A 21,550-nucleotide genomic window follows, 5' to 3' on the forward strand; every position below is an offset into this window, starting at 1 on the left:
GGTCGTCGGCGGCGCCGGTCCCCTCAAGCCCCACCCGGGGTCAGTTGAACATGCGGGCCAGGTCCACGCGGGACCTGATGTTGAGCTTGCGGAAGATGCCGCGCAGGTGGTGTTCGACCGTGCGCGGGCTGATGAACATGTGTGCGGCCACCTCCCGGTTGGTCGCCCCTTCGGCGACCAGTCGGGCGATCTGCTGCTGTTGCGCGGTCAGCTCACTCGTGGAGGAGGGATCGGGGCCGCGTTCGGCGGTCCCGATCGCGCGCAGCTCGGCGCGGGTCTGTCGCACCCACAGCCGTGCTCCGAAGCGCTCGAAGGTCTCCAGCGCGTTGTACAGGTGTTCCCGGGCCCGCCCGGGCAGGCGGATCCGGCGCAGGTGGGCGCCGAACAAGAGCTGGGTGCGCGCGTGCTCGACGTCGTCGTCGCCGCAGGCCCGGTGCAGGGCCAGGGCGTTCTCGAAGTGGTCGGCGGCCTCCTCGCCCGTGGCCAGCAGGCCGGAGCCGCGGGCGGCCAGGGCCAGTGTGCTGGGGTTGCCCACCGACTCGGCCCAGCGCCGGTACCCGGCCAGGGACGTGCGCGCCCACTCGGTCTCGCCCATGCGGGTCGCCGCCTCCACGAAGTGCGGCGCGGTGAGCAGCCGCATGGTGGGGTGGCCGTGTCCGGGGGTGGCGTGCACCAGGGCTCGCAGCCGGAAGAACGCCTCGGCGGCGTTGCCCCGGGACAGCTCCAGGACGGCCAGCGCCCACGCGGCCAGGGCGGCGGCCAGCCCGAGGCTGTTCTCACTCGCCTGGGCGGCGACCGCGCGGGCCCTGATACGGCAGGTGTCCACGTCGCCCTGGATGGCGGCGATCATCGCCAGCGAGGCCAGGTGCTGGGTGGCCCAGACCGTCTGGCCGCTCTCCCGGGAGACCCGGAGGCCGGTGAGCGCGGTCCCCGCGGCCGAGGGGAAGCGCCCGCTCCAGAACTCGGAGAAGACCAGGAAGCCCAGCGCGGCGGGCATGGTGGCCTGTTCCCCCCGGAGGCGGCCGAGCTCGACCGCCTGGGAGGTCACCGACCGCACGAACGGCGCGTCGCCCAGGCGCAGGCCGCTGACGCCCGCCCAGATCAGCTCGGAGGGCTTGGCGATCTCGGCCAGCCCGGTGGCCTCGCGCAGCAGCGGGGTGGAGCCGGGGTAGTCGCCCCGGAAGGAGATGGCGCACCCCTCCAGGAAGGCGGAGACCAGGCGCATGGGCTCCGGGTCGTCCGGGCGGACCAGGGGGAGCGCGAGCTCGGCGGCGCGCCCGTGGAGGACCGCGTCCCCGGCCAGGGAGGCGGAGTCGGCCGAGCGCACGAGGGCGCGCAGGGCCAGGGAGCGGTCGTGCGGGATGAGGTCCCGGCCGACGGCGAGCAGGCGCTCGGCGACGTCCAGGGCGTTGCCGCCGCGCATGGCGAGCTGGGCGTCGATGAAGTCGACGGTCACCCGGCGCCGGTCGGACACGGCGAGGGGCCGTGCCCTGCCCAGCAGGCGGGCGGCGCGCTCGGAGCTCCCGGCCATGTAGGCCTCGTAGGAGGCGGTGGTCAGACGGCACGCGCGCTCGTCGGAGTCGGGCGAGAGGTCGGCGGCGCGCTCGAAGGCGTGGGAGGCCGTGAGGCGGCCCGCGAGCCGCTTGGCGCGGTGGGCGGCCTCGGTCACCGCGTCGGCGAGCTCGGCGTCGGGGGTGCTGGTGCCCGCGGCGGTGTGGCGTGCGAACTCCACGGGCGAGAGCTCGGGGTCGCACACCCCGGCCAGGGCGCGGTGGGCCGCGCGCAGCCGCCCGGCGGGAGCGTCCTGGGCGATGGCCTCACGGGTCAGGGGGTCCGTGAAGACGACGGTGTCGCCCTCCACGCGCACCAGGCCGCGCTCCTCGGCGGGTTCGAGGGCGGTGACGGTCGCCTCGGGGTCCCCGGAGGCCTCCATCAGCACGTGGAGGCGGGGGATCTCGCTCAGGGAGGTGAGCAGGAGGAGGTGGCGGGTCTGCTCCGGAAGCTCCTGGTAGGGGGCCAGGAACTCGGCGCGCAGGCGGCCGGGCAGGCGCGGCGGGTCGGGGAGGGGGTCCTCGCCGAGGAGCTGGGCGCGGGACAGTCCCCGCAGGAAGCCGAGGACGGCGGCGGGGTTGCCGTGGGCTGCGCGGACCAGGGCCGCGCGCACGGCGGCGGGGAGGGTGACCGGCGCCTGGTCGGTGAGGAGGTCGTGCACCGCCCGCTCGTCCAGGGGGGCGAGGATGTGCTCGGCGATGCCGGGGACGAGCGCGTCGGGCACGGGTTCGGCGGCGGTCTCGGGCAGCCGTGGCCCGGAGGGCTTGCCGTGGCCCTCGCACGCGGTGAACACGGCGGCGACGGGGGCGCCTCCGATGCGGCGCGCGGTGAAGGAGAGCGCGTCCAGGGAGGGGGCGTCGAGGCGGTCGGCGTCGTCCACGCACAGCAGCAGGGGCCGGTCGAGTTCGGCGGAGGCGCGGGAGAGCAGTTCGAGCAGCCCGGTGTAGAGGGCGAGGCGCTCGGCGTCGGCGACCGCGCCCCGGGTGAGGGCGTCGCGCAGCGGGCCGCGCCAGGGGTCGGGGAGCCGGTCGGCCACGTCGGCGAGGGGGCGCAGGAGTCGCTGGAGCCCCGCGAAGGGCAGGTCCGCCTCGTCGTCGACACCACCCGCGTGGAGCACGGTGAAATCGCCTGCGGACACACGGGTGTCATCCAGGAGGGCGGTCTTGCCCCGTCCGGGGCCGCCGGAGACGAGCAGGGACGCGCCGCGCCGGGACCTCGCCCCGTCCAGGGCGTCGGCGAGGAGCCGCTGCTCCGCGTCACGACCTCGGAGGCGGGTTCTGGGAAGTTCCGTGTACCTGCCAGTCACGTGCTCACATTCGCACAGCGGGACCCCGTAGCGGCAGGTGCGGGCGGGCACACTGGTCGTTTCACGGATACCCGCACGGAGTCGCACGGATCCGTTCGGAGACGCCTCGCAGGGGGTACTCCGGGGGTACGGGGAACGTGTGCGCGGGTGCGCGATCACGGCGCCCACCTGCGTTTCCGCCACCCGCAAGAGTGATGGGAGTCACTCCGGAGAGGGGCCGCGAACCCGTCGCCGGCCCCCCGCGGCCCCGGGGGGCCGGTTATCAAGCCGCAACGTGCGCGCAACGGCACACCCGCGACACCGACAAACAGGGCAAAAGAACATATAAGTATCTTTTTGTCTTCTTTAGGACACCGTCGCAGCCGCCCCCTCCGGGGAGGTTCCAGTCCGACGACACCTCGGGGAGGGTACCCCGACCTCAGGGAGGGACCGACGCCCATGGAGGACCGCTCCACGACAGCGGAGAACCGTTCCACGACGGCACACGGGGGGCGGCGGCCGGCGCCCGCCCGCGCCGAGAACCGTACGGCACCGCCCACGTTCGGCGTCGAGGAGGAGTTCTTCGTCGTCGACCCCGGTACCCGCGGCATCGTGTCCCGGGGGCCCGAGGTGCTCGCCGACACCCGTCTGGCGGGCGGCAGCCCCTCCGGGGAGTTCAGCCGCGTGCAGGTGGAGGCCAACACCCCCGTGTGCGACGGGGCGGAGGAGGCCCTGTGGTTCCTGCGCGCGGCCCGCGGGGAGTTCGACCGCGCCGCCGGCGCGAGCGGGCTCTCCGTCGTCGCCTCCGGCACCCCGGTCCTGGGTGACCCCGCCTCGGCTCTGGTGAGCGAGGACCCCCGCTACGCCGACATCGCCGCGCACCTGGGCACCCTGCGGGAGGCGCTCGTCGTGTGCGGCTGCCACGTGCACGTGGGCATCCCCGACCAGGGGGCCGCGGTGCTGGTGAGCGACCACCTGCGCCGGTGGCTGCCGTTCCTGGTGGCGGTGTCGGCGAACTCGCCCTTCCAGGCCGGGCGCGACACCGGGTACGCCAGTTGGCGGGCGATCGCCTGGAGCCGCCTGCCCTCGGCCGGACCGCCCCCTCTGCTGCACTCCCCGGCCGGGCACGAGCGGATCGTGAGGGCGCTCGCCGACACCGGGGCGATCCTGGACCGGCACATGGTCTACTGGGACATCCGCCCCTCCGACCACCTGCCCACACTGGAGATCAGGGTGGGTGACGTGGCCGCCACCGCGGAGGAGGCCCTGCTGCTCGCCTGCCTCACCCGCGGCCTGGCCGCCCGCGCGCTCACCGACGTCCGGCACGGGGTCCCCGCGCCGGACATCCCCGACCACGCGCTGCGCGCGGCCCTGTGGCGGGCCGCCCGGGACGGGATGGAGGGCGTGGTGCCCGACCCGATGACCGGTGAGGCACTGCCGGGGTCGACGGCCGCCGACCGGCTGCTGCACGCCGCGCTCCCCGGGCTGCTCTCCAACGGCGACGCCGACCTGACCGCCTCCCTGCTGGACCGCGTACGCGCGTCCGGAACGGGCGCGGCGCGCCAGCGCGCCGCCTACGCCCGCCGGGGCAGCCTGGTCGACGTGGTGGACCACCTCGTCACCGAGACCCGGGAGGGCCTGGCCTGAGGCGGGGCCGCCCGGTCCCGGGCGGTGTCCTCCGCACGGGCGGGGTCGTGTGGCCGGACACGGGTGGAGGAGGCTCGGACGGCCCCGTTGTGGACCGCGGCTCCCCTGCCGTGGCTTGTCGCGACCGTCCGCCTCTGCTCGGGCAGGGTGATCGCGCGTTCGGCGGTGTCGTGGCCGCGGCGGGCTGGACGATGGTCGCCTCGACCTTGCGTGCGCGCAGGTGGGCGTGGACCGCGACCGGGGGATGCCTGGTCGCCCAGGACCCGGCCGGGGCGGGTCAGCCGCCGTACAGGAAGTAGGACAGGCACGCCCAGGCGATGACGCCCACGAGCATCGTCCACACGACCCAGGAGGGGGGCTCGTACTCCTTGGGCCCGATCGTCTCCCCGGCGGCCTTCCGGCGGTTGAGCTCCTTCCGCCTGCCCCAGGGGAAGAACAGCATCAGGGACAGCAGGGCCAGGGCCCCGCCGAGCGTGAACAGGATCATGTTCGGCGGCTCGCCCTTGAACAGTCCGGTACCGACGCCGCCCGCGAGCGGGATGAGGACCCACAGCAGCGTCGTCCGCTGCCGCCAGTCGACGGTGACGGCGCAGTGGCTGAGCGAGAGGACGGCGGCGCCGAGGGCGAAGGCGGCCAGGGCGAGCTCGCGGGACGCGTGGAACACGGTCGAGGGTCCTTGGGTGAGCGGTGGGCGAACGGGGTGACCGGTGAGACGGAAGCTGGGAACGCGCCACGAGGCATCCTCCCAGGATGCGGAGTGCCCGGACGTGTTCCGGGCCCCCGCCCGCCGCCGCCAGCGGCCAAGAGCCCGTCGCGAGCGATCGGATCGACCGGCGCGCGTGCCCACCAGCACGCTGCCGGGGCCGCGGGAAGGGGGACACCGCGCGGGACGGATCGGACGGACGCTCCCGGGGCGGACCGACCACCAAGGTCCACCTGACCGCCGACCAGCACCGGCGGCCCCTGGTGCCGGCCTGCGTCCCAGGCCGGCGGGGCCGCGACACCGCGGAGCGGACGATCAACCCGCTCAAGCAGAACCGGGCCGTCGCGACCCGCTGTGACGAGCGGGCCGCGATCTTCGACGGGACGGTGCGGGTGATCTCGGTCCGGGTCCGGCTCCGCGACCCGATCCGCTCAAGGAACAGTGCCTAGCCCACGAGCTCCCCCGGCTCCTCGCCGCGGTCCGCCAGCTCGTCCATGGTGGGCGGGTCCGCGCCCTCCCTGGTCACCGTGACCGCGGCGACGGAGGCCGCGAACCCCAGCAGGTCCGCCAGGGCGGCCTCGTCCAGCCCGGCCAGCCGCGCCCGGGGCCGCTCTCCCAGCAGGTCGCGGCGGTCCAGCCAGTTCAGCAGGGCACCCATGAAGGAGTCGCCCGCGCCCACGGTGTCGGCCACCTCGGCCCGGGGCGCGGCCACCGACACCTCCCTGCCGTGGGAGACCGCGAGGGCGCCGTCGCCGCCCATGGTCACCACCACCAGCGCCGGACCCAGCGCGGCGACGGCGTGGGCCGCCCGCACCGGGGACAGGTCCGGGTAGAGGAACGCCAGGTCCTCGTCGCTCGCCTTCACCAGGTGCGCCTGCGCGGCGTGCCGCAGGGCCAGCGCGCGGGCGTTCTCCGGGTCGCCGATGACGTCCCGGCGGATGTTGGGGTCCAGGGTGAGCGTCACCTGCCCGCGCCCGTGCTCGCGGCGCAGCAGCGCCTCGATCATGGTGGCGCCCGGCTCCCGGAACAGCGCGATCGACGCGGCGTGCACCGCCCGCACCCCCGGCTCCAGCTCCTCGGGCAGCTCCCCGGGGCGCCAGCGCCAGTCGGCGGCGTCGTCCATGCGGAAGTCGTAGCGGGCCGACCCGTCCGGGCCGAGCGTGGCCAGGGCGAGCGCCGTCGGCTCCTCCGCGGCGAGCAGCCCCGAGGGGTCCAGTCCCTCGCCGAGCAGGCGCTCGCGGATCAGGGCGCCGAAGCCGTCCGCGCCGATGCGCGCGAGCAGGCGGGTGGGGGTGCCCAGACGGGCCGCCGCGACCGCCGTGTTGGCCGGGCCGCCGCCGGGCGCCGCCCGCAGCACGTCGGCACCGTGCGCGGTCGGCAGCAGGTCCATGACGTTCTCGCCGATCACGACGAGCCGTGGGTCCCCTCCCCCGGCTCCTCCCTCCGCGAGGCCTCGGCGGTCCTGTGTGTTCTGGGTGGTCACGCGTCCCCTCCGGGGGTGTGTTCTGATGCGGTCGGCAGCGCGCCCGCGATGGAGGCCGACAGTCCGACCTGGGGCAGGAGCACCGCCTGGTAGGCGTGGTAGACGTCCGGCTTGCCCGACCACACGCCTCCGGCGGGCCGGTTGCCCGGGTCCAGCTCGTGGTGCCAGCTGCCGCGTTCGCGGTCCACGTGGTACCGGTCGGCGTAGGCCCACCAGCGGTCGTACAGGTCGGTGTAGGAGGGCTCCCCCGTGTGCTCGCCCAGCGCCCAGGCGGCCATGGCGGCCTCGGCCACCACCCAGTGCATGCGCTCGCGCACGACCGGGCGGTCCTCCCAGTCGAGGGTGTAGACGAACCCGTCGGCGCCGTCGACCGCCCAGCCCCGGCGGAGGGCGCCCGCGAACAGCGACTCCGCGTCGGTGCGCAGCCATGCGGGGACGGGCTCCCCGGCCCGGGCGAGCGCGATCTCCAGGTGGACCAGGAGCCGCGCCCATTCGAGCAGGTGGCCGGTGGTGCTGCCGAAGGGCCGGAAGGGGTGGTCGGGCTGGTCCCGGTTGTAGTCCGGGACCGGCTTCCAACCGGGGGTGAAGTGCTCGGGCAGGCGCCAGTCGTGCTCGGCGGCCACGCCGTGGACCAGCCGTTCGGCGATGGAGAGCGCGCGCCGGGCCCACAGGATGTCCCCGGTGGCGTCGGCGGCGGCGAGGAAGGCCTCCACGGCGTGCATGTTGCTGTTGGCGCCCCGGTACTCCTCGGTGGCGGTCCACCGGTCGTCCCAGCTCTCCCGCAGGGCTCCGGCGGACTCCTCCCAGAAGCGGGCGTCCATGACGCGCAGCGCCTCGTCGAGCAGCTCGCGGGCACCGGGCCGTCCGGCGACGGTGGCCGTGGAGGCGGCCAGGACCACGAAGGCGTGCTCGTAGGCGGACTTGCGCGGGAGCTCATGGGAGCGCTCCCGAAGCGCGTCCGCACCAGATGGCGCGGGCACCTGGTCGAACCATCCGCCGGCCTCGGCGTCGCGCAGGGGCCCCTCCGCCAGGGCCGCCACCCCGTGGTCGGCCAGCCGTCCGGCGTCAGCCGCGCCGCGCAGGTGCGCGAGGGAGAACACGTGTGTCATCCGCGCGGTGATCCAGGCGGCGACGGGCCGGTCCTCCACCCGTCCGTCCGCGTCGAGCCACCCGAAGCCGTCGGAGACCGCGGACCCCGCGGCGAAGCCGCACAGGCGCCCCTCCTCCTCGCGCAGCCACTCGGGGCTCCCGGGGGCCGGGTGTGTCGATGCTGTCAATCCACTGCCTCCTCAGGCGTCGGTTCGCAGGTCCACGCTATCCCGCGGCCTCGGCACGGTGGTAGCCCGGGGACCCGGATCAGCGCGAACCTGGTCAGCGGAAAACCGGATGCGCCGCGGGCCCCCGTCTGCCAGAGTCGCTCCGGCGCCCGCGGGGTGGCGCTCCTCCACGGCGGCCGGCGGCCCCGCCCACCGGTCCGGGCGGGCGTCCCCTCCGAGCGGCCGGGACCCGACCACGTCACAGGACCAGGAGAGCCACCATGACCCACTCCCGTTCCGCGGCGCGTCCGGAGGGAGGCGACCTTTCCCGCGACCCGCTCCCGCTGCGCGGCCGGACCGCCCTGGTCACCGGGGCCAGCAGGCGCGGCGGCATCGGCTACGCCGTCGCCCGCCGCCTCGCCGCCTACGGCGCCTCCGTGATGCTCCACCACCACCAGCCGCACGACGCCGAGATGCCCTGGGGCGCCGACGACCTCCACGAGGTGCTCGACGGCGTGCGTGCGGTGCTCGGCGACCCCGGGGCCCGCGTGGCCGACGTCGGCGCGGACATGGCCGATCCCGGCTCACCCGCCCGGGTCGTCGGTGCGGCCGTCGCCGAGTTCGGCCGCCTCGACGTCCTGGTGGCCAACCACGCGCGCAACGGCGGGGACGCGCCCCTCGCCGAAGTGACCCCGGAGATGCTCGACGGACACTGGGCCGTCGACGCCCGCGCGCCCATCCTGCTGGCCCAGGCCCTCGCCGCCCGGCACGACGGGCGGCCCGGCGGCCGGGTGCTGTTCATGACATCCGGGCAGATCCACGGCGCGATGCCCGGCGAGGTGGCGTACGCGTCGGCCAAGGCGGTCCTGGCCCAGATCACCCCGACCCTCGCCGCCGAACTGGGCCCGCGCAACATCACCGTGAACGCCGTCGACCCCGGTCCCGTACAGACCGGCTACATCGACGACGAGCTCATGGAGCGCGTCCTGCCCCGCTTCCCGGCGGGCCGGGTGGGCATGCCGGGCGATCCGGCCCGGCTGCTGGCGTGGCTGGCCACCGACGAGGCCGCGTGGGTCACCGGCCAGGTGATCAGCTCCGACGGCGGCTTCAGTTGCTGACGAGCCGATCGTGCTCGCGGACCCGGGACCGGATCAGGCCCCGGATTCCGGGCTCCGGCCCCTTCCCGCCGCGTTGCGTGCGGCGACCCTGGTGTCGCCCACGTCGGCGGCTCGGCAGGTCCACCGGATGTGCTCGGCGGCCGTGACCGGATCGTCGGCCATGGGGATGTGCCCGCTGCCGATCAGCGAGACCATGCGCGCGTTGGGCACCCGGCGGTGGGCGTGCACGGCGCTGGAGGGCAGCAGCGTCCGGTCGCGGTCGCCCCAGGCGATGGTGACCGGGCACTCGATCGGCCTGGCGGTGAAGTCGTACTCGGCGATACGCGACACCATCCGGATGAAGGGCGACCCCTTCTGCAGCCCCCGGACGCTGAACCGGGTGGCCTTGGCCCTGGGCGAGGTGGGGTCGCCACGCAGTGCGACCCGCGCGAGGGCCCTGGCCGGCGCGGTGTCGGCGAGGCGTTCCTTGGTCCGCATCGGAACGTGGGTGGCGAGCCGGGAGAGGCCGCCGACCGCGCGTATCCCGAACCTGCCGAGGCTGTCGGAGAACCCGGCCGGGGAGAACACCGTCACCGACGCGGCCAGGCCCCGCACACCCAGTTCCAGGGCGATCGACCCGCCGAGCGAGTTGCCGGCCAGGTGCGGTCGGCCCAGCCCGTGCAGCTCGCAGAACGCTTGGATGTCGTCCGTCAGGGTGCGGACGTCATAGGGCTCGTCGGGGGCGGGCGCCGGGGTGGCGCCGAACCCTGGCAGGTCCACGCAGAGGACGCGGTAGTCCTCCGCGAGTCGGGCCATCACGGCGGTCCAGCTCTGGCGCCGGTCCCCAAGGCCGTGGAGGAGGACCAGAGGGCGGCCGCTCCCCCGCTCCTCGAAGGCGATACGTTTCGGGTCCATGGTGCCTGGTCTACCCGATGCGGCGGTCCCCAGCATCCCCACGGGCCACGGAAACGTCCGGGCTCGCGGAACGCGGGAGGACCGTCCGCGCGGACCGGTCAGCCGTGGCGGGGCTCCCGGGTCAGCGTCACGCCCGTCAGCACCGCGAGCAGGCCGAGCAGCGGGGCCAGGCCCAGTCCCAGCCCGGACACCGTCAGCGTCAGCATTCCGCCGCCGACCAGCGCCGCCGCGGCCAGCGCCCGCACCATGCCGGGGGAGCCGCCCAGCGCCTTCGGCGGGTTCTCGAACCGCACCGCCCAGTGCGCCAGCGGCGCGATCAGGGGCAGCAGCGCCACGACGCCCAGCACGCCCCACAGCAGCCACAGGCCCGTCATCGGCTTCGGGGTGTCTACCCCCAGCCCGAACACCAGCACGCCCGCCACCACGCTGATCGGCAGCATGTGCCACAGGTAGACCGTCATCAGCTGCGGGCAGATCCGGTCCAGCAGCCGCGCCGGCCCGGGGCGCTCCGACCACGCGCTGATCCGCTCGCGCAGCAGCACCGCGACACCGACCTGCAGCACGCCCACCGCGGCGAGCACCAGGGTCGGCGGGGACACGTTCGAGGTCTCCGAGGCGAACACGCCCGTCATGTTCGGCGAGTACGGGCCGAACAGCACCAGGGCCAGGGCGGTGGCCGCGCCGCCCACCGCCATCCCCGCGGCGTAGCGGAGGCGGATCGCCCCCGTCGCGTAGCGGAACCCCAGCTGGTGCACGCCCAGCCACACGAACGCCACGTTCAGGTAGCCGACCCAGTCGGCGCCGGTCCCGAACCGGGTCAGGTCCACGGCCGCCGCGGCGGCCAGGAGCGCGGCCGGGACCCACCAGCCGAACCGCTCCTGGGCTGCCACCAGCACCGGGGTCGCCACGACCACCAGCACGTACACGGCCAGGAACCACAGCACCATGCCCGCGGCCTCCGCGCCCACGAGCACCGCCTGGGCCGGGGCTCCGCCCAGGACCAGCAGGTGGGAGGAGACGATCCACACGGCCGCCAGCGGCACCACCGGCCAGGCGAGCCTGCGCAGCCGCCTGGCGTACCAGGTCGACACGGACACGCCCCGGTCGGAGGCCGAGCGCCAGCTGATGAGGTTGGCCGCGCCTCCGACGAAGAAGATCAGCGGCATGACCTGGACGGCCCACGTCAGGAGGAAGCCCCCGTCGGTGGCCAGGACGCTCCCCGCGCTGAGGGTGTCCTGCTCGTGGACCAGGACCGGCAGCCACCAGTGCTGCAGGACCACCAGGGCCATGACGAACAGCCGGATGACGTCGAGGAACCTGTCCCTGCCCGCGCCGGGACGCGGCGTCCGCCCGTCCCGGGGAGGCGTCGTCACGGCGGTACCGGGGGGATACGCCGACGACGCGCCCCCGTGCTCCTTCTCGACGGTCACGGTCATCGGTCGCTCCTTGCTCTTCCCGCGCACGGGGTCCCTGGGCACGGCGCGGGCACAGGGGCCCGTCCGGCCGGGATCAGGGGGTGGCGACGCGTTCTCGAACGCGCCCGGTGGCGTGGCCGCGTCGGTTCAACGGATGATGACGCGTCGTAGACGACCCTAGGGCTGGTCGGGGGGTGGTCGCTATGGATCTGGCGCCCCTCTTCGAACGGCGGTCCACCCACCCGGAGAAGGTGGTGTGCGCACCACCGCGCGTCGGGACGCGACGGTGTAGGGCCCCTTCCGGACGGCGTCGTCCGGGAGGAGTGCCTCGCGCGGGGCGGCGCCCCGAGAGCCCGTGAAGGTTGCACACACGTTACCCGGGGCGCGGGTGTGTCCGGAGCGCGTCCGCACGGTGGTGCGGGTGCCGCGGACCCGCGGGTCCGCGGCACCCGCGTCGGCCCGGAGGGGGCCGTGGAGGGACCGAGGGTCTCAGGGAGCGGTGGGCAGCGCGCGCTTGTGGGCGGTGGCCCGGTACCGGTCGACCAGGGCGGTCTCCACGTGCTCGGGCACGGGCAGGCCCTCCAGGAAGTCGTCGATCTGCTCGTAGGTCAGGCCGAGCGCCTCCTCGTCCGGCTTCTGCGGAGTGAGCGTCTCCAGGTCGGCGGTGGGCACCTTGTTCACCAGGTCGGCGGGGGCGCCGAGCGCCGCGGCGAGCGCGCGCACCCGGCGCTTGGTCAGGCCGGTCAGCGGCACGAGGTCCACTCCGCCGTCACCGTACTTGGTGAAGAACCCGGTGACCGCCTCGGCCGCGTGGTCGGTGCCGACCACCAGGCCGCGCAGGCCTCCCGAGACCGCGTACTGGGCGATCATCCTCTGCCTGGCCTTGACGTTGCCGAGGACGAAGTCCCTGGAGGAGTCGCTGTCGTAGGTCATCCCTGCGGCGGCGAGGGAGTCGGCCATGGCGTCGGTGGCGGGCCCGACGTCCACGGTGAGGCAGCGTTCCGGCGCCGTGAACGCCACGGAGCGGACCGCGTCCTCCTCGTCCTTCTGCTCGCCGTAGGGCAGGCGCATGGCGACGTACTCGCACTCGTGGCCGTTCTCCCGGGCCCGGTCCACGGCCAGGCGGCACAGGCGGCCCGCGGTGAGCGAGTCCACACCGCCGCTGATGCCCAGGACCAGCGCCCTGGAGCCGGTGGCGAGCAGCCGCTCGGCGAGGAAGGCCACGCGCTGTTCGGTCTCGACGCCCGCGTCGAAGTGCTCGGGCACTGCGAGGTCGCGGATGATGTCGCGACGGGCCTGGCTCAGCTCGGTGTCGGTCACTGCGGTCCCCCGTGGGTGTGGTACGTGTGCCCGCTGATTATCGCCTGTCCGGCGGCGCGGGACGAGTCGGGGGGTGCGGCGGGAGGAAGGCGGGAGGACTCAGGTGTCCGTGCGCAGGCGTCGGGCGAAGCGCTCGTAGTCGACGACCACGCCGTCGCCGTCCACCGACAGGCGGTACTCGCCGTGCAGGGGGTCGCGGTAGGTGTAGCGCTCCAGGCCGTCCTCGGCCGGGTGGCGGGTGTAGCGCTGCCTGACCCGGCGCACCCGCAGGGAGGGGATGTCGATCCAGGCCACCACGATGTCGCGGTACTCGCCCGGGCGCAGGCCGAGGCGGCGGATCGGGAGGGTGTTGGTGAGCGGCGTGGCGGCGACGTCCACGTCCAGGCAGCCCACCAGCTCGGGGAGGGGGCGCCCGTAGGCGTCGGTCCAGTGGCCGCCCCGGGACGAGAGGGCCACCGACTCCAGCCCCTGGGCGGACAGGACCTCGGCGCGTACCCCGCGGGTCGTCCACGCCAGGTCGGTGCGGACGGTGAACCGGGTGAGGAAGCGCTCCTCGCCCACGGCGACGGTCTCACCGGCCTCCAGCCGGTAGCCGTCGGGTTCGGAGATGAGCGTGCCGAGGCCGAGCCCCTCGGGGACGTCGGTCCGCGACCACACGGCTGGGTGTTCCGTCAGTGACGACATGTCACCGTTCTACCGTTCCGGGGACGGGTGCGCCAGAGCGGCCCGGGGCCCGCACCACCTGTACGGTACGGGCCCCGGGGGTTCGGGATCCGGGGAGGAGAGGCCCTCCCCGGGAGCCGTCGGCCGCACGCCCGGTCCGGCCCTCACGGCCGGGCTGAGCGGTCGGCGGAGCGGTTCCGCGAAGCGGTCAGAGCTTCACGGTCTCGCCCTCGGCGGGACCGGGCCTGGCCCCGCGCACCTCGGCCTCGACCCGCTCGAAGTCGCTCTCCATCTGCGGGCTGGCCTTGGTCAGGCCGTTGAGGGCGAAGATGGCGATGACGCTGAGGATGACCGCCGGGACCATGGCGTACAGGCCGGTGCCGAAGTAGTTGGCGTCGAGGATGTCCCACAGGATCGCCGTGGTACCGCCCGCGACCATGCCCGCGAGCGCGCCGGTCCAGGTCATGCGCTTCCAGAACACCGAGAGCACCAGCACCGGACCGAATCCCGCGCCGAACCCGGCCCAGGCGTAGCCGACCAGGTCCATCACCGACTGGTTGCCCCACAGGGCGATGGCGGCGGCGGCCAGGGCGACGGCGACCACGGTGACGCGGCTGGTCCACAGCAGCGTCCTCGGGCTGGCGTCGCGGCTCACGAAGGCCTTGTAGCCGTCCTCGGTGAGCGCGGACGCGGCGACCAGCAGCTGGGAGTCGGCGGTGCTCATGACGGCCGCGAGGATGGCGGCGAGCAGCAGGCCGGCGACCAGCGGGTGGGTCAGGGCCTCGATCAGGAGCGGGAAGACCTGCTCGGAGTTCTCCAGCGGGGTGTCGAAGTAGGCGATGCCGATGAAGCCGACCACCACGGCCAGGAACATGGCGGTGACCGCCCAGGCGACACTGACGATCCCGGCCTTGGGGATGTCCTGGACCGAGCGGATGCCCATGTAGCGGGAGAGGATGTGCGGCTGGCCGAAGTAGCCCAGGCCCCAGGCCAGGCCGGAGACGATGACGACCCAGCCGAGGGTCTCGGTGGACACCCACTGGCCGGCCTCGGCGTCGAGCGCGGTGCCGCCGACGGCCGACAGCAGGCCGGTGCTCTTCTCGGAGACGCCCTCGGTCAGGCCGCCGAGGCCGCCGAGCACGGTGACCGCCATGACCGGGACGACCAGCAGGGCGATCCACATCATCGCGGCCTGGATCACGTCGGTGTAGGACACCGCGAGGAAGCCGCCGAGCACGGTGTAGAGGACGACGATGCTCACGCCGATGGCGATGGCGGGCGCCGGGCTCAGGCCGAAGACCTGGTCGAACAGGGCGGCCATGGCCACCAGGCCGGAGGCCACGTAGAAGAAGTAGAAGACGATGATCAGCACCGCCGAGACCCCGCGCAGCAGCCGCGTGGGGTCGTTGAAGCGGTTCTCCAGGAAGGAGGAGAGGGTCAGGGAGTCGGAGTCACCGCCGGAGCGGGCGTCGGTGACGCGCTCGGTGTACACGCGCAGGCGGGGCGCGAGCAGGATCCAGCTCCCGGCGAAACCGCAGGCCAGACCCACGGCGATCCAGGCCTCGCCCAGGCCGGAGACGTAGATGGCGCCGGGCAGGCCGAGCAGCAGCCACCCGCTGAAGTCGCTGGCGTTGGCGCTCAGGCCCGCCACCCAGCTGTTGAGCTGCCGTCCCCCGAGCACGAAGTCCGACTGCGAGACGGTGCGCTTGTAGGCCCAGAGGCCGATGGCCACCATGATGGCGAGGTACACGCCGAAGGTCGCGATGGACCAGACCACGGATTCGCTCAAGACCGTCCCCTCCTTTCCCTTGCGCGCGGCTGAGTCCCTTACGCGCTGGTTGCGAACATTGTGGGAGATCATTGCCCCTTGTTCGGCGAGTCACAATGCCCGTGCGTGGAACAACACCGCTTTGAGACCTCGCCGAGTCATTGACCAGGCACGATTGTCCGCCAGGCCATGCCTCGGCGCCGGCGTTTGTCGGATCGGACATACAGAGGAACCCATGATCGGACCTCAGGCCGTCCAGTGCGGCGCGTGTCGCGGCGCCGTCGGAGATCGACGCGGAACGAGGGGGCGTCCGGGCCTCTCCTGGTTCACCCGCTGTCCGAGAGGGAACTGTTGTGGACGAAGCGGATCGGAAGATGAGGTCCCACGAACGTGGCCACCCCCCATACCCCGCGTGGTCTGCAGCGACACGAACCCCCGTGGCAGATGCGGGTACTCGACGAGTACGACGTCGTGGGCGGCGCCGTACTCCTGTCCCCGGGCCTGCTGATCACGTGCGCGCACGTCGTCAACGCCGCGCTCGGCCGTGACGGGGACAAGGAGGAGCACCCCGGCACGGAGGCCACCGTGCGCCTCCAGTCCTTCGACGACCGCGTGTGGAGCGCCAGGGTCGACACCCAGCTGTGGTCCGCGGGCCCGGAGAGCCGCGACCTGGCCGTGCTCCGGCTGCCGGGTGCGGGGCAGCCCGACACCACCTTCCCCGTGCTGGGGGAGTGCGCGGACCTGCCCCCGGACCAGGCCCTGACCACGACCGGCTACCCGGAGGGCATGCGCTCCCTCCAGGCCTCGCTCGCCTACCGCGGCCCGGGCGGCCCCACGGGGTTCACCCACCAGGTGGAGACGCCCGCGACCCGGCCGGTGCAGATCACCGGCGGGTTCAGCGGCTGCGCCGTGCGCACCGAGACCGGCGAGCTGGTGGGCATCATGCAGAAGAACCACTACTACGCGTGGAACGACCCCGACCGGCCCTCCGGCATCGCGTTCATCCTGCCGGTGGAGGAGCTCGTGGGTGTGCGGGACGACGGTGACAGCGTCTCGGTCCAGCGCCTGGCGGACGAGTCGCTGTGCGGCAGGCGGGACTACGACAGGCTGCACGACCTGCTGGACTCGGTCTCCCTGGAGGAGGTCCCGCCGGAGGACCTGCTGCGTTCCGGTGAGCTGCGCCAGCTCCGGCGGCACGGCTCCTCGGGCACGACCGCCTGGCGGGTCCTCACCGCGCTGTGGGACCTGGTCCCGCCCTTCGGTGAGCCGCCGCCCAGGGTGACCTGGGTGCACCACGTCTACCAGGAGCTCCGGCACCAGCGGCCGCTTCCGCCCACCGTGTGGTCGTGGATCAGGCAGGAGGCCTCGCCGATGGGGCGCGACTGGGAGGAGGCGCTGACCCGGGACCGGGACCGCCGCCTCCTCAGGAGCAGGGACCCGGACCGGCCCGCCGCCGCGTCCCGCGGCCGCGCCGAGGACGGGCTCCCCGACACGGTGGTGCTCTTCGAGCTGGAGCCGGTGGCGGGCGGCTACAGGCTCTCGCACAGCATCGCCCACCTGGAGGAGGGGTACCGCCGACTGCCGCAGGGCACGAAGCTGGTCAGCGAACCGGAGATCTGCGACGAGATCGGCGACCTCATGGGCGAGGCCACCATGCAGAGGCTGGTCACGCCGAACGAGGAGTCGCTGCGGCTGCGCGTGGTGCTGCCGAAGGACCTGCTGCACCTGAACCCGGGCCAGGCCACGCCCCACCGCGACCTGTTGGAGTTCCCGCCCCGGCTCTGCACCAAGTACGAGATCGTCTACCACGTCCGGGAGCGGGCGCTGAAGCCGGACTACATGGGGGCTTCTCCGGCCCTGCGGCACCTGCGCTCGGAGAGGCAGCGCAGCAGCCCGCTGGTGGAGGACCGCAACGTCCTCACCGCCTGGCAGCTGGAGGTGAGCGAGGTGGCGAACGCCCTCAGCGACGAGGAGTACACGATATGCGTCACGGACTCCGACAACGGCGATGTCCGGCATGTCTACGACGCGGCCCTGCACCAGGGAATCCCCACCATTATCAGGGGCCCCAAGGATGCGGTTATCGGCCTCGTCAATGAACTCCTCGACCGGGATCCGGACTCGCGCGTGAGGATCGCCGAGCTGCCCCGTTATCTACGTGACCGGGCAAGGGATAACTCAGACAGCCGAAACATCGCACTCATCCAGGACGATTTCGGCGACCCCCTCCTGGAGGCTCCGGGAGACCCCGGAGGCGAGGGGCGGAACGGCTCTTGAGGAATCGCGTCTCTGGGGGATCATGGAGGGGTCCCGCAAACCCTGGATGAACGGCACGGAGAGCGGCCCCGGATCCCGGCCGCGGAAGGCACCGCCCCCGAAAGAAAATCATCGGAAAAGAAAGCGCCGGCAGCCCCGCTGCCCGTGCCAGGGCCGCACCTGCCTTGGTTAGGGTGTGATTGGCCCCCGGCGCCGGAGGTAGGAACTTCCCAGAGGAGCGACCGAGGGAACATGGTTCACAGAACCGCCTTTTGAGGATGAAAACGACATCATGGATGATTTGTCGCACAGGTATCGCAACGCACTCGACAACCTGACAGGCGGGCCGTCCCGCCTGGTCATCCTCGTCGACTCCTCGCCCCTGATGGCCCTGCACCGGCACGGCGTCGCGCTCCTGGTCGAGGCGGCCGAGCAGGCGGGATCACCCGTCGTCCGCTTCGACCCCGGCCGCCCCGCACTCCCCGACACCGGACGGGACGCGGCGGCGGCCGTCATCGTCACCGACACCCAGGACAGGGGCTGGCGCCAACCGAGGCTGCGCTCGTGGATCGCCTCACTCGCCACCCGCACGCCGACCGCGCTCCTCCACCTCCTCGACCGCTCCGTGTGGTCCCGGGGGCCGCTCGCGCCGCAGCCGATGCGCATGACGGGCCCGGACCCGGCCTCCCCCGCCTCCTGGACCCCCGCGAGTACCCGGGCCGACTCCGAGGACACCGGCCCCGCCCAGGACACGGCGGTGCTGCCGGTCCTGGCGTCCGGCCCCGGCGCCCTCACCGAGTGGGACGCGGTGGCGCACGGCCGGAGCGGCGTGTGGGAGGCGGACGTGTGCGTCCTCCCGCCCGACGGCGCCCGCCCCCCGAGCACACTTCCCTGGGACCCCGACCCGGTCTCGCGCTTCCTCTCCCACGCCTCGCGCGGAGCGCGCGAACTCGCCGTACGCCTCACGCAGGCACCGGTGAACCTCCAGGTGGCCGAGCTGATCCAGCGCAACATCCCGCACGCGCCCCGCGACGAACGCAGCGCCGTCACCGAGATCGCCGAGGTGTTCGGCGGTGAACTGATGGACCCGACGCTGCCGCTGGGCGATCTGGACGACCCCGCCGCCACCGCCCTGGACTTCCTGCCCGGTGTGCGCAGGGACCTCCTCGGCCGCTTCGGCGACCTCAGCGTCATGCGGTCGGTGTTCTACTCGCTCGGCATCGAGTTCAAGGACTCCGCCCGGATCTACCAGTGGCTCTCCCGGATCGAGACCGGAGCACCCCTGGTCCCCTCGCTCGACGGAGAGGAGGACCTGGCCAGGGCCATGCTCCCCGCGCTGTCCGAGATGCCCGGGGAGTACCGGCGCTTCGCCGACCACCTGCGCACGGCCCTGGACGGGACACCCGACCAGGCCCCCGCCGCCCCGGGGAGCACCGGCGCCTCCCCCGCCACCGCCGCCCCGTCCACGCCCACCGCCCCCCGAGAGGAACCGAGCTCGACCGTGACCGACCCGCAGACCTCCGAGCCCGTCGCCTCGGAGCCCACCGCCCTCCACCCCCGGAGGAGGCAGGCCCGGAGCAGGTCCCTGGCCAAACTCCGCGGCGTCCCTCCGCACAACCTCAACTTCACCGGGCGCGAGGAGATCCTCGAACGCGTCCACGGCCTGCTCGCGGAGTCCTCGGGCGGCGTCTACCTGCTGTCCGGCGGAGGCGGCATCGGCAAGACCCAGATCGCCACCGAGTACGCGCACCGGTACCGGGACGACTACGACCTGATCTGGTGGATCCCCGCCAACAGCGGCGCGGACGTCCAACAGTCCTACATGCGCCTGGCCCGGCACCTGGGTCTGGCCGAGGAGAGCGGCAACCTGGAGAAGACCGCCCAGCACGTCCGGGACGTACTGGAGACCGACCCCGAGGTGGGGCACTGGCTCCTCGTCTTCGACGACGTACCCGACCTGGACCGGCTGGGCGAGGGCGAACTGCCCGCGAACGGTCCCGGCGACATCATCATCACCTCCCGCGACCAGAGCTGGATCCCCAGCGGGCGCAGCGAGGGCTCGGTCGTGCCCAGCCTGGCTCCCGAGGAGAGCGTCGCCCTGCTCCGCAAGGTCTGCCCCCAGGGACTGGAGAACGACGCGGACGCCCTGCGCATAGCCGAGCGGCTGGAGCATCTCCCCCTGGCCCTGGCCCAGGTCGGCGCCTACCTGCGCGACTCCCTGATGGACGTCGGGGACTTCCTCCACATGCTGGAGGACAAGTTCGACGAGCTCGTCACGCACGTGGAGCCGGAGGACCTGTACCCCCTGCCGCTGGCCGCCGCCTGGAACATGCAGCTCGACGACCTGCGGCGCGGCACGGGAGGAGGAGACCGCGCCCTCAAGAGGATGGTCCGCGAGTTCGTCCAGCTGTGTGCGTTCTTCGGCCCGCGCCCGCTGGCGCGCACCCTGTTCCACCGGGCCCGGGGCCTGAGCGCCAACCCCGAGCTGGCGCAGATCCTGGGCAACGAGATGGCCCTGTCGAAGGTGCTGCGCTACGTGAGCAGGCACAGCCTCGCCGAACTCGACCGGACCAACCACACCTTCCAGATGCACGTCACCTTCCAGACCGTCGTCCAGAGCACGCTGGGCGACGAGGCACGCGTGCGCTACCGGGACCTGGTCCACCGGCTGCTGGCGCAGAGCGACCCGCTCGGTCCCGAGCTCCCGCAGAACTGGCCCGAGTACCAGCTGCTGTTCAGCCACGTGGACGCCTCGGAGGCCTGGCGCAGCCACGACCCGCAGGTCCGCGGCCTGGTCAGCAACGTGATCACGTACCTGGTGGAGACCAAGAACGAGGACGCCGCGCTGGACCTGGCGGACCGCGCCATCGAGGCCTGGTACGACGACACCGCCCAGCGCTTCCAGATCCAGCTGGTCCGCACCAGGATCCTCCGGCTCCGGGGCGACAGCGAGATCGCCCTCGCCGAGGCGGAGCGCATGTACGCGGAGCAGGTGGAGCTGGAGGGCCCGGAGAGCGAGGAGTCCCTGGACGCCAACCGGGCACGGGCCATCGCGCTCAGCAACCTCGGCCACTACGGCCAGGCCCTGGACATGTTCGAGGAGATCCACCGGATCAGGACCGCCCGGTTCACCGAGGACGACGAGAAGACCCTGGTCATCGCGCACGACATCGGGGACTGCCTGCGCCGCCTGGGCCGCTTCCAGGAGGCGCTGGACATGGACCGCCGCACCCTCGAACAGCGCAAGTACCTGTTCGGGGCGAACGGCATCCCGACCCTGCGCACCCGGTTGTCCATCGGCCTGAGCCTCATGGCCCTCGGCCACCTGGAGGAGGCCAGGGAGACCCTGGAGGACTGCCAGAGGCGCTTCGAGGCCGCCGAGGCGGACGCCAGCACCCACACCGAGGAGATCCCGGTCTTCCTCTCCGTGATCAACCGCAGGCTCGGCAAGCACGAGACGGCCCTGGAGCTGTCACAGCAGGTGTGCGGGGTCAACGTCGCACGCTACGGGGCGCACGCCAAGCCGACGCTGCACGTCAACAGCATCCACATGGTGAACCTGGCCTTCAACAACCGGGGGGAGGAGGCTCGGGAGCTGGCCGAGGACCTCCTGACGCACATGGAGGACAGGTTCCCCGACCGCCACCTCTTCCCCTGGGCCTCCCGGGCCAACGCGGCCATCGTGTTCCGGGTGGTGGGGGAGTACGAGCGGGCCCACGAGCTCGACCGGTCCGCTCTGACGGAGATCCGCCGCCTCTTCCCCGACGCGCACATCACCGTCGCCGCGGTCGAGGTCAACCTGGGCAACGACCTGTTCTCGCTGGGACGGCTCAAGGAGGCCCGGAACCAGGACGCGGCGAGTGTGGAGCTGTGCCTGGAGGTCCTGGGCGAGCACCACATCTTCCTGACCACCGCCCGGCGCAACCTGCTGGTCAGTCGACGGGCGCTGGGAGAGGACGTCCGGGAGGAGTGGGAGGCCCTGCGCGACCTGTACGCCGCCCGGTTCGGCCCCGACCACCGCTTCGTGACCACGATGGCCGACTTCGTCCGGCTGGACACCGACATCATCCCGGTCGGCAGCTGAGGCCGGGGACCGCGGTCCCCGGGTCCCGCGGTGGCCGGGGCCCGGGACACGGCGTCCGGGGAACACCCTTCTTCCGTTCCGGCCCGGCGGGGAGACGGGCACATCCT

The 21,550-nt window shown here is 73.4% G+C and carries 13 protein-coding genes; 4 read left to right on the plus strand and 9 right to left on the minus strand.

What is annotated here, in order from left to right; all coding sequences use genetic code 11:
- Nucleotides 1–40: 40 nt before the first annotated feature.
- Nucleotides 41–2,857, minus strand: coding sequence for a helix-turn-helix transcriptional regulator (locus A6A08_RS02890; RefSeq protein ID WP_073701073.1), 2,817 nt, complete (start codon nt 2,855–2,857; stop codon nt 41–43).
- A 438-nt stretch (nt 2,858–3,295) separates the two neighbouring features.
- Here A6A08_RS02890 and A6A08_RS02895 point away from each other — a divergent pair, with 438 nt between their 5' ends.
- Nucleotides 3,296–4,483: a glutamate--cysteine ligase gene (locus tag A6A08_RS02895; protein ID WP_073700905.1), complete on the plus strand. Its 1,188-nt coding sequence runs from the start codon at nt 3,296–3,298 to the stop codon at nt 4,481–4,483.
- Nucleotides 4,484–4,760: 277 nt separating this feature from the next.
- On the opposite strand, the gene A6A08_RS27320 is transcribed toward A6A08_RS02895, so the two are convergent.
- From A6A08_RS27320 to A6A08_RS02915, 3 genes are all read right to left on the minus strand, one after another.
- A complete protein-coding gene (locus tag A6A08_RS27320; protein WP_073700906.1) occupies nt 4,761–5,147 on the minus strand; it encodes a hypothetical protein in 387 nt (128 codons plus the stop codon).
- 484 nt (nt 5,148–5,631) lie between these two features.
- Nucleotides 5,632–6,669, minus strand: coding sequence for a carbohydrate kinase (locus tag A6A08_RS02910; RefSeq protein WP_073700908.1), 1,038 nt, complete (start codon nt 6,667–6,669; stop codon nt 5,632–5,634).
- The gene (locus A6A08_RS02915) at nt 6,666–7,946 is read right to left on the minus strand and encodes an AGE family epimerase/isomerase (protein ID WP_073700909.1); all 1,281 of its coding nucleotides are present in this window, start codon (nt 7,944–7,946) and stop codon (nt 6,666–6,668) included. The genes A6A08_RS02910 and A6A08_RS02915 overlap by 4 nt, the downstream gene beginning before the upstream one ends.
- Nucleotides 7,947–8,206: 260 nt before the next feature.
- On the opposite strand from A6A08_RS02915, the gene A6A08_RS02920 reads away from it, so the two are divergent.
- Nucleotides 8,207–9,043, plus strand: a complete 837-nt coding sequence (locus A6A08_RS02920) for an SDR family oxidoreductase (protein WP_073700910.1) — start codon at nt 8,207–8,209, stop codon at nt 9,041–9,043.
- Nucleotides 9,044–9,076: 33 nt separating this feature from the next.
- On the opposite strand, the gene A6A08_RS02925 is transcribed toward A6A08_RS02920, so the two are convergent.
- The 5 genes from A6A08_RS02925 to putP form a co-directional block, all read right to left on the minus strand.
- Nucleotides 9,077–9,937: an alpha/beta fold hydrolase gene (locus A6A08_RS02925; protein WP_073700911.1), complete on the minus strand. Its 861-nt coding sequence runs from the start codon at nt 9,935–9,937 to the stop codon at nt 9,077–9,079.
- A gap of 98 nt (nt 9,938–10,035) precedes the next feature.
- Nucleotides 10,036–11,373: an acyltransferase gene (locus A6A08_RS02930; RefSeq protein WP_073700912.1), complete on the minus strand. Its 1,338-nt coding sequence runs from the start codon at nt 11,371–11,373 to the stop codon at nt 10,036–10,038.
- A gap of 468 nt (nt 11,374–11,841) precedes the next feature.
- The gene (gene nadE, locus A6A08_RS02935) at nt 11,842–12,672 is read right to left on the minus strand and encodes an ammonia-dependent NAD(+) synthetase (protein ID WP_073700913.1); all 831 of its coding nucleotides are present in this window, start codon (nt 12,670–12,672) and stop codon (nt 11,842–11,844) included.
- A 99-nt stretch (nt 12,673–12,771) separates the two neighbouring features.
- Nucleotides 12,772–13,356, minus strand: a complete 585-nt coding sequence (locus tag A6A08_RS02940) for a putative glycolipid-binding domain-containing protein (RefSeq protein ID WP_073700914.1) — start codon at nt 13,354–13,356, stop codon at nt 12,772–12,774.
- Nucleotides 13,357–13,543: 187 nt separating this feature from the next.
- Nucleotides 13,544–15,112: a sodium/proline symporter PutP gene (gene putP / locus A6A08_RS02945; protein WP_083608797.1), complete on the minus strand. Its 1,569-nt coding sequence runs from the start codon at nt 15,110–15,112 to the stop codon at nt 13,544–13,546.
- A gap of 381 nt (nt 15,113–15,493) precedes the next feature.
- Between putP and A6A08_RS02950 the strand changes: the two genes are divergently transcribed.
- Nucleotides 15,494–17,380, plus strand: a complete 1,887-nt coding sequence (locus A6A08_RS02950) for a serine protease (RefSeq protein WP_242422068.1) — start codon at nt 15,494–15,496, stop codon at nt 17,378–17,380.
- Nucleotides 17,381–17,651: 271 nt separating this feature from the next.
- On the plus strand, nt 17,652–21,443 hold the full coding sequence (gene fxsT, locus A6A08_RS02955; RefSeq protein WP_073700917.1) for an FxSxx-COOH system tetratricopeptide repeat protein: 3,792 nt from the start codon (nt 17,652–17,654) through the stop codon (nt 21,441–21,443).
- Nucleotides 21,444–21,550 lie beyond the last annotated feature (107 nt).

This window comes from Nocardiopsis sp. TSRI0078, from assembly GCF_001905145.1.
Classification (GTDB): Bacteria; Actinomycetota; Actinomycetes; order Streptosporangiales; family Streptosporangiaceae; genus Nocardiopsis.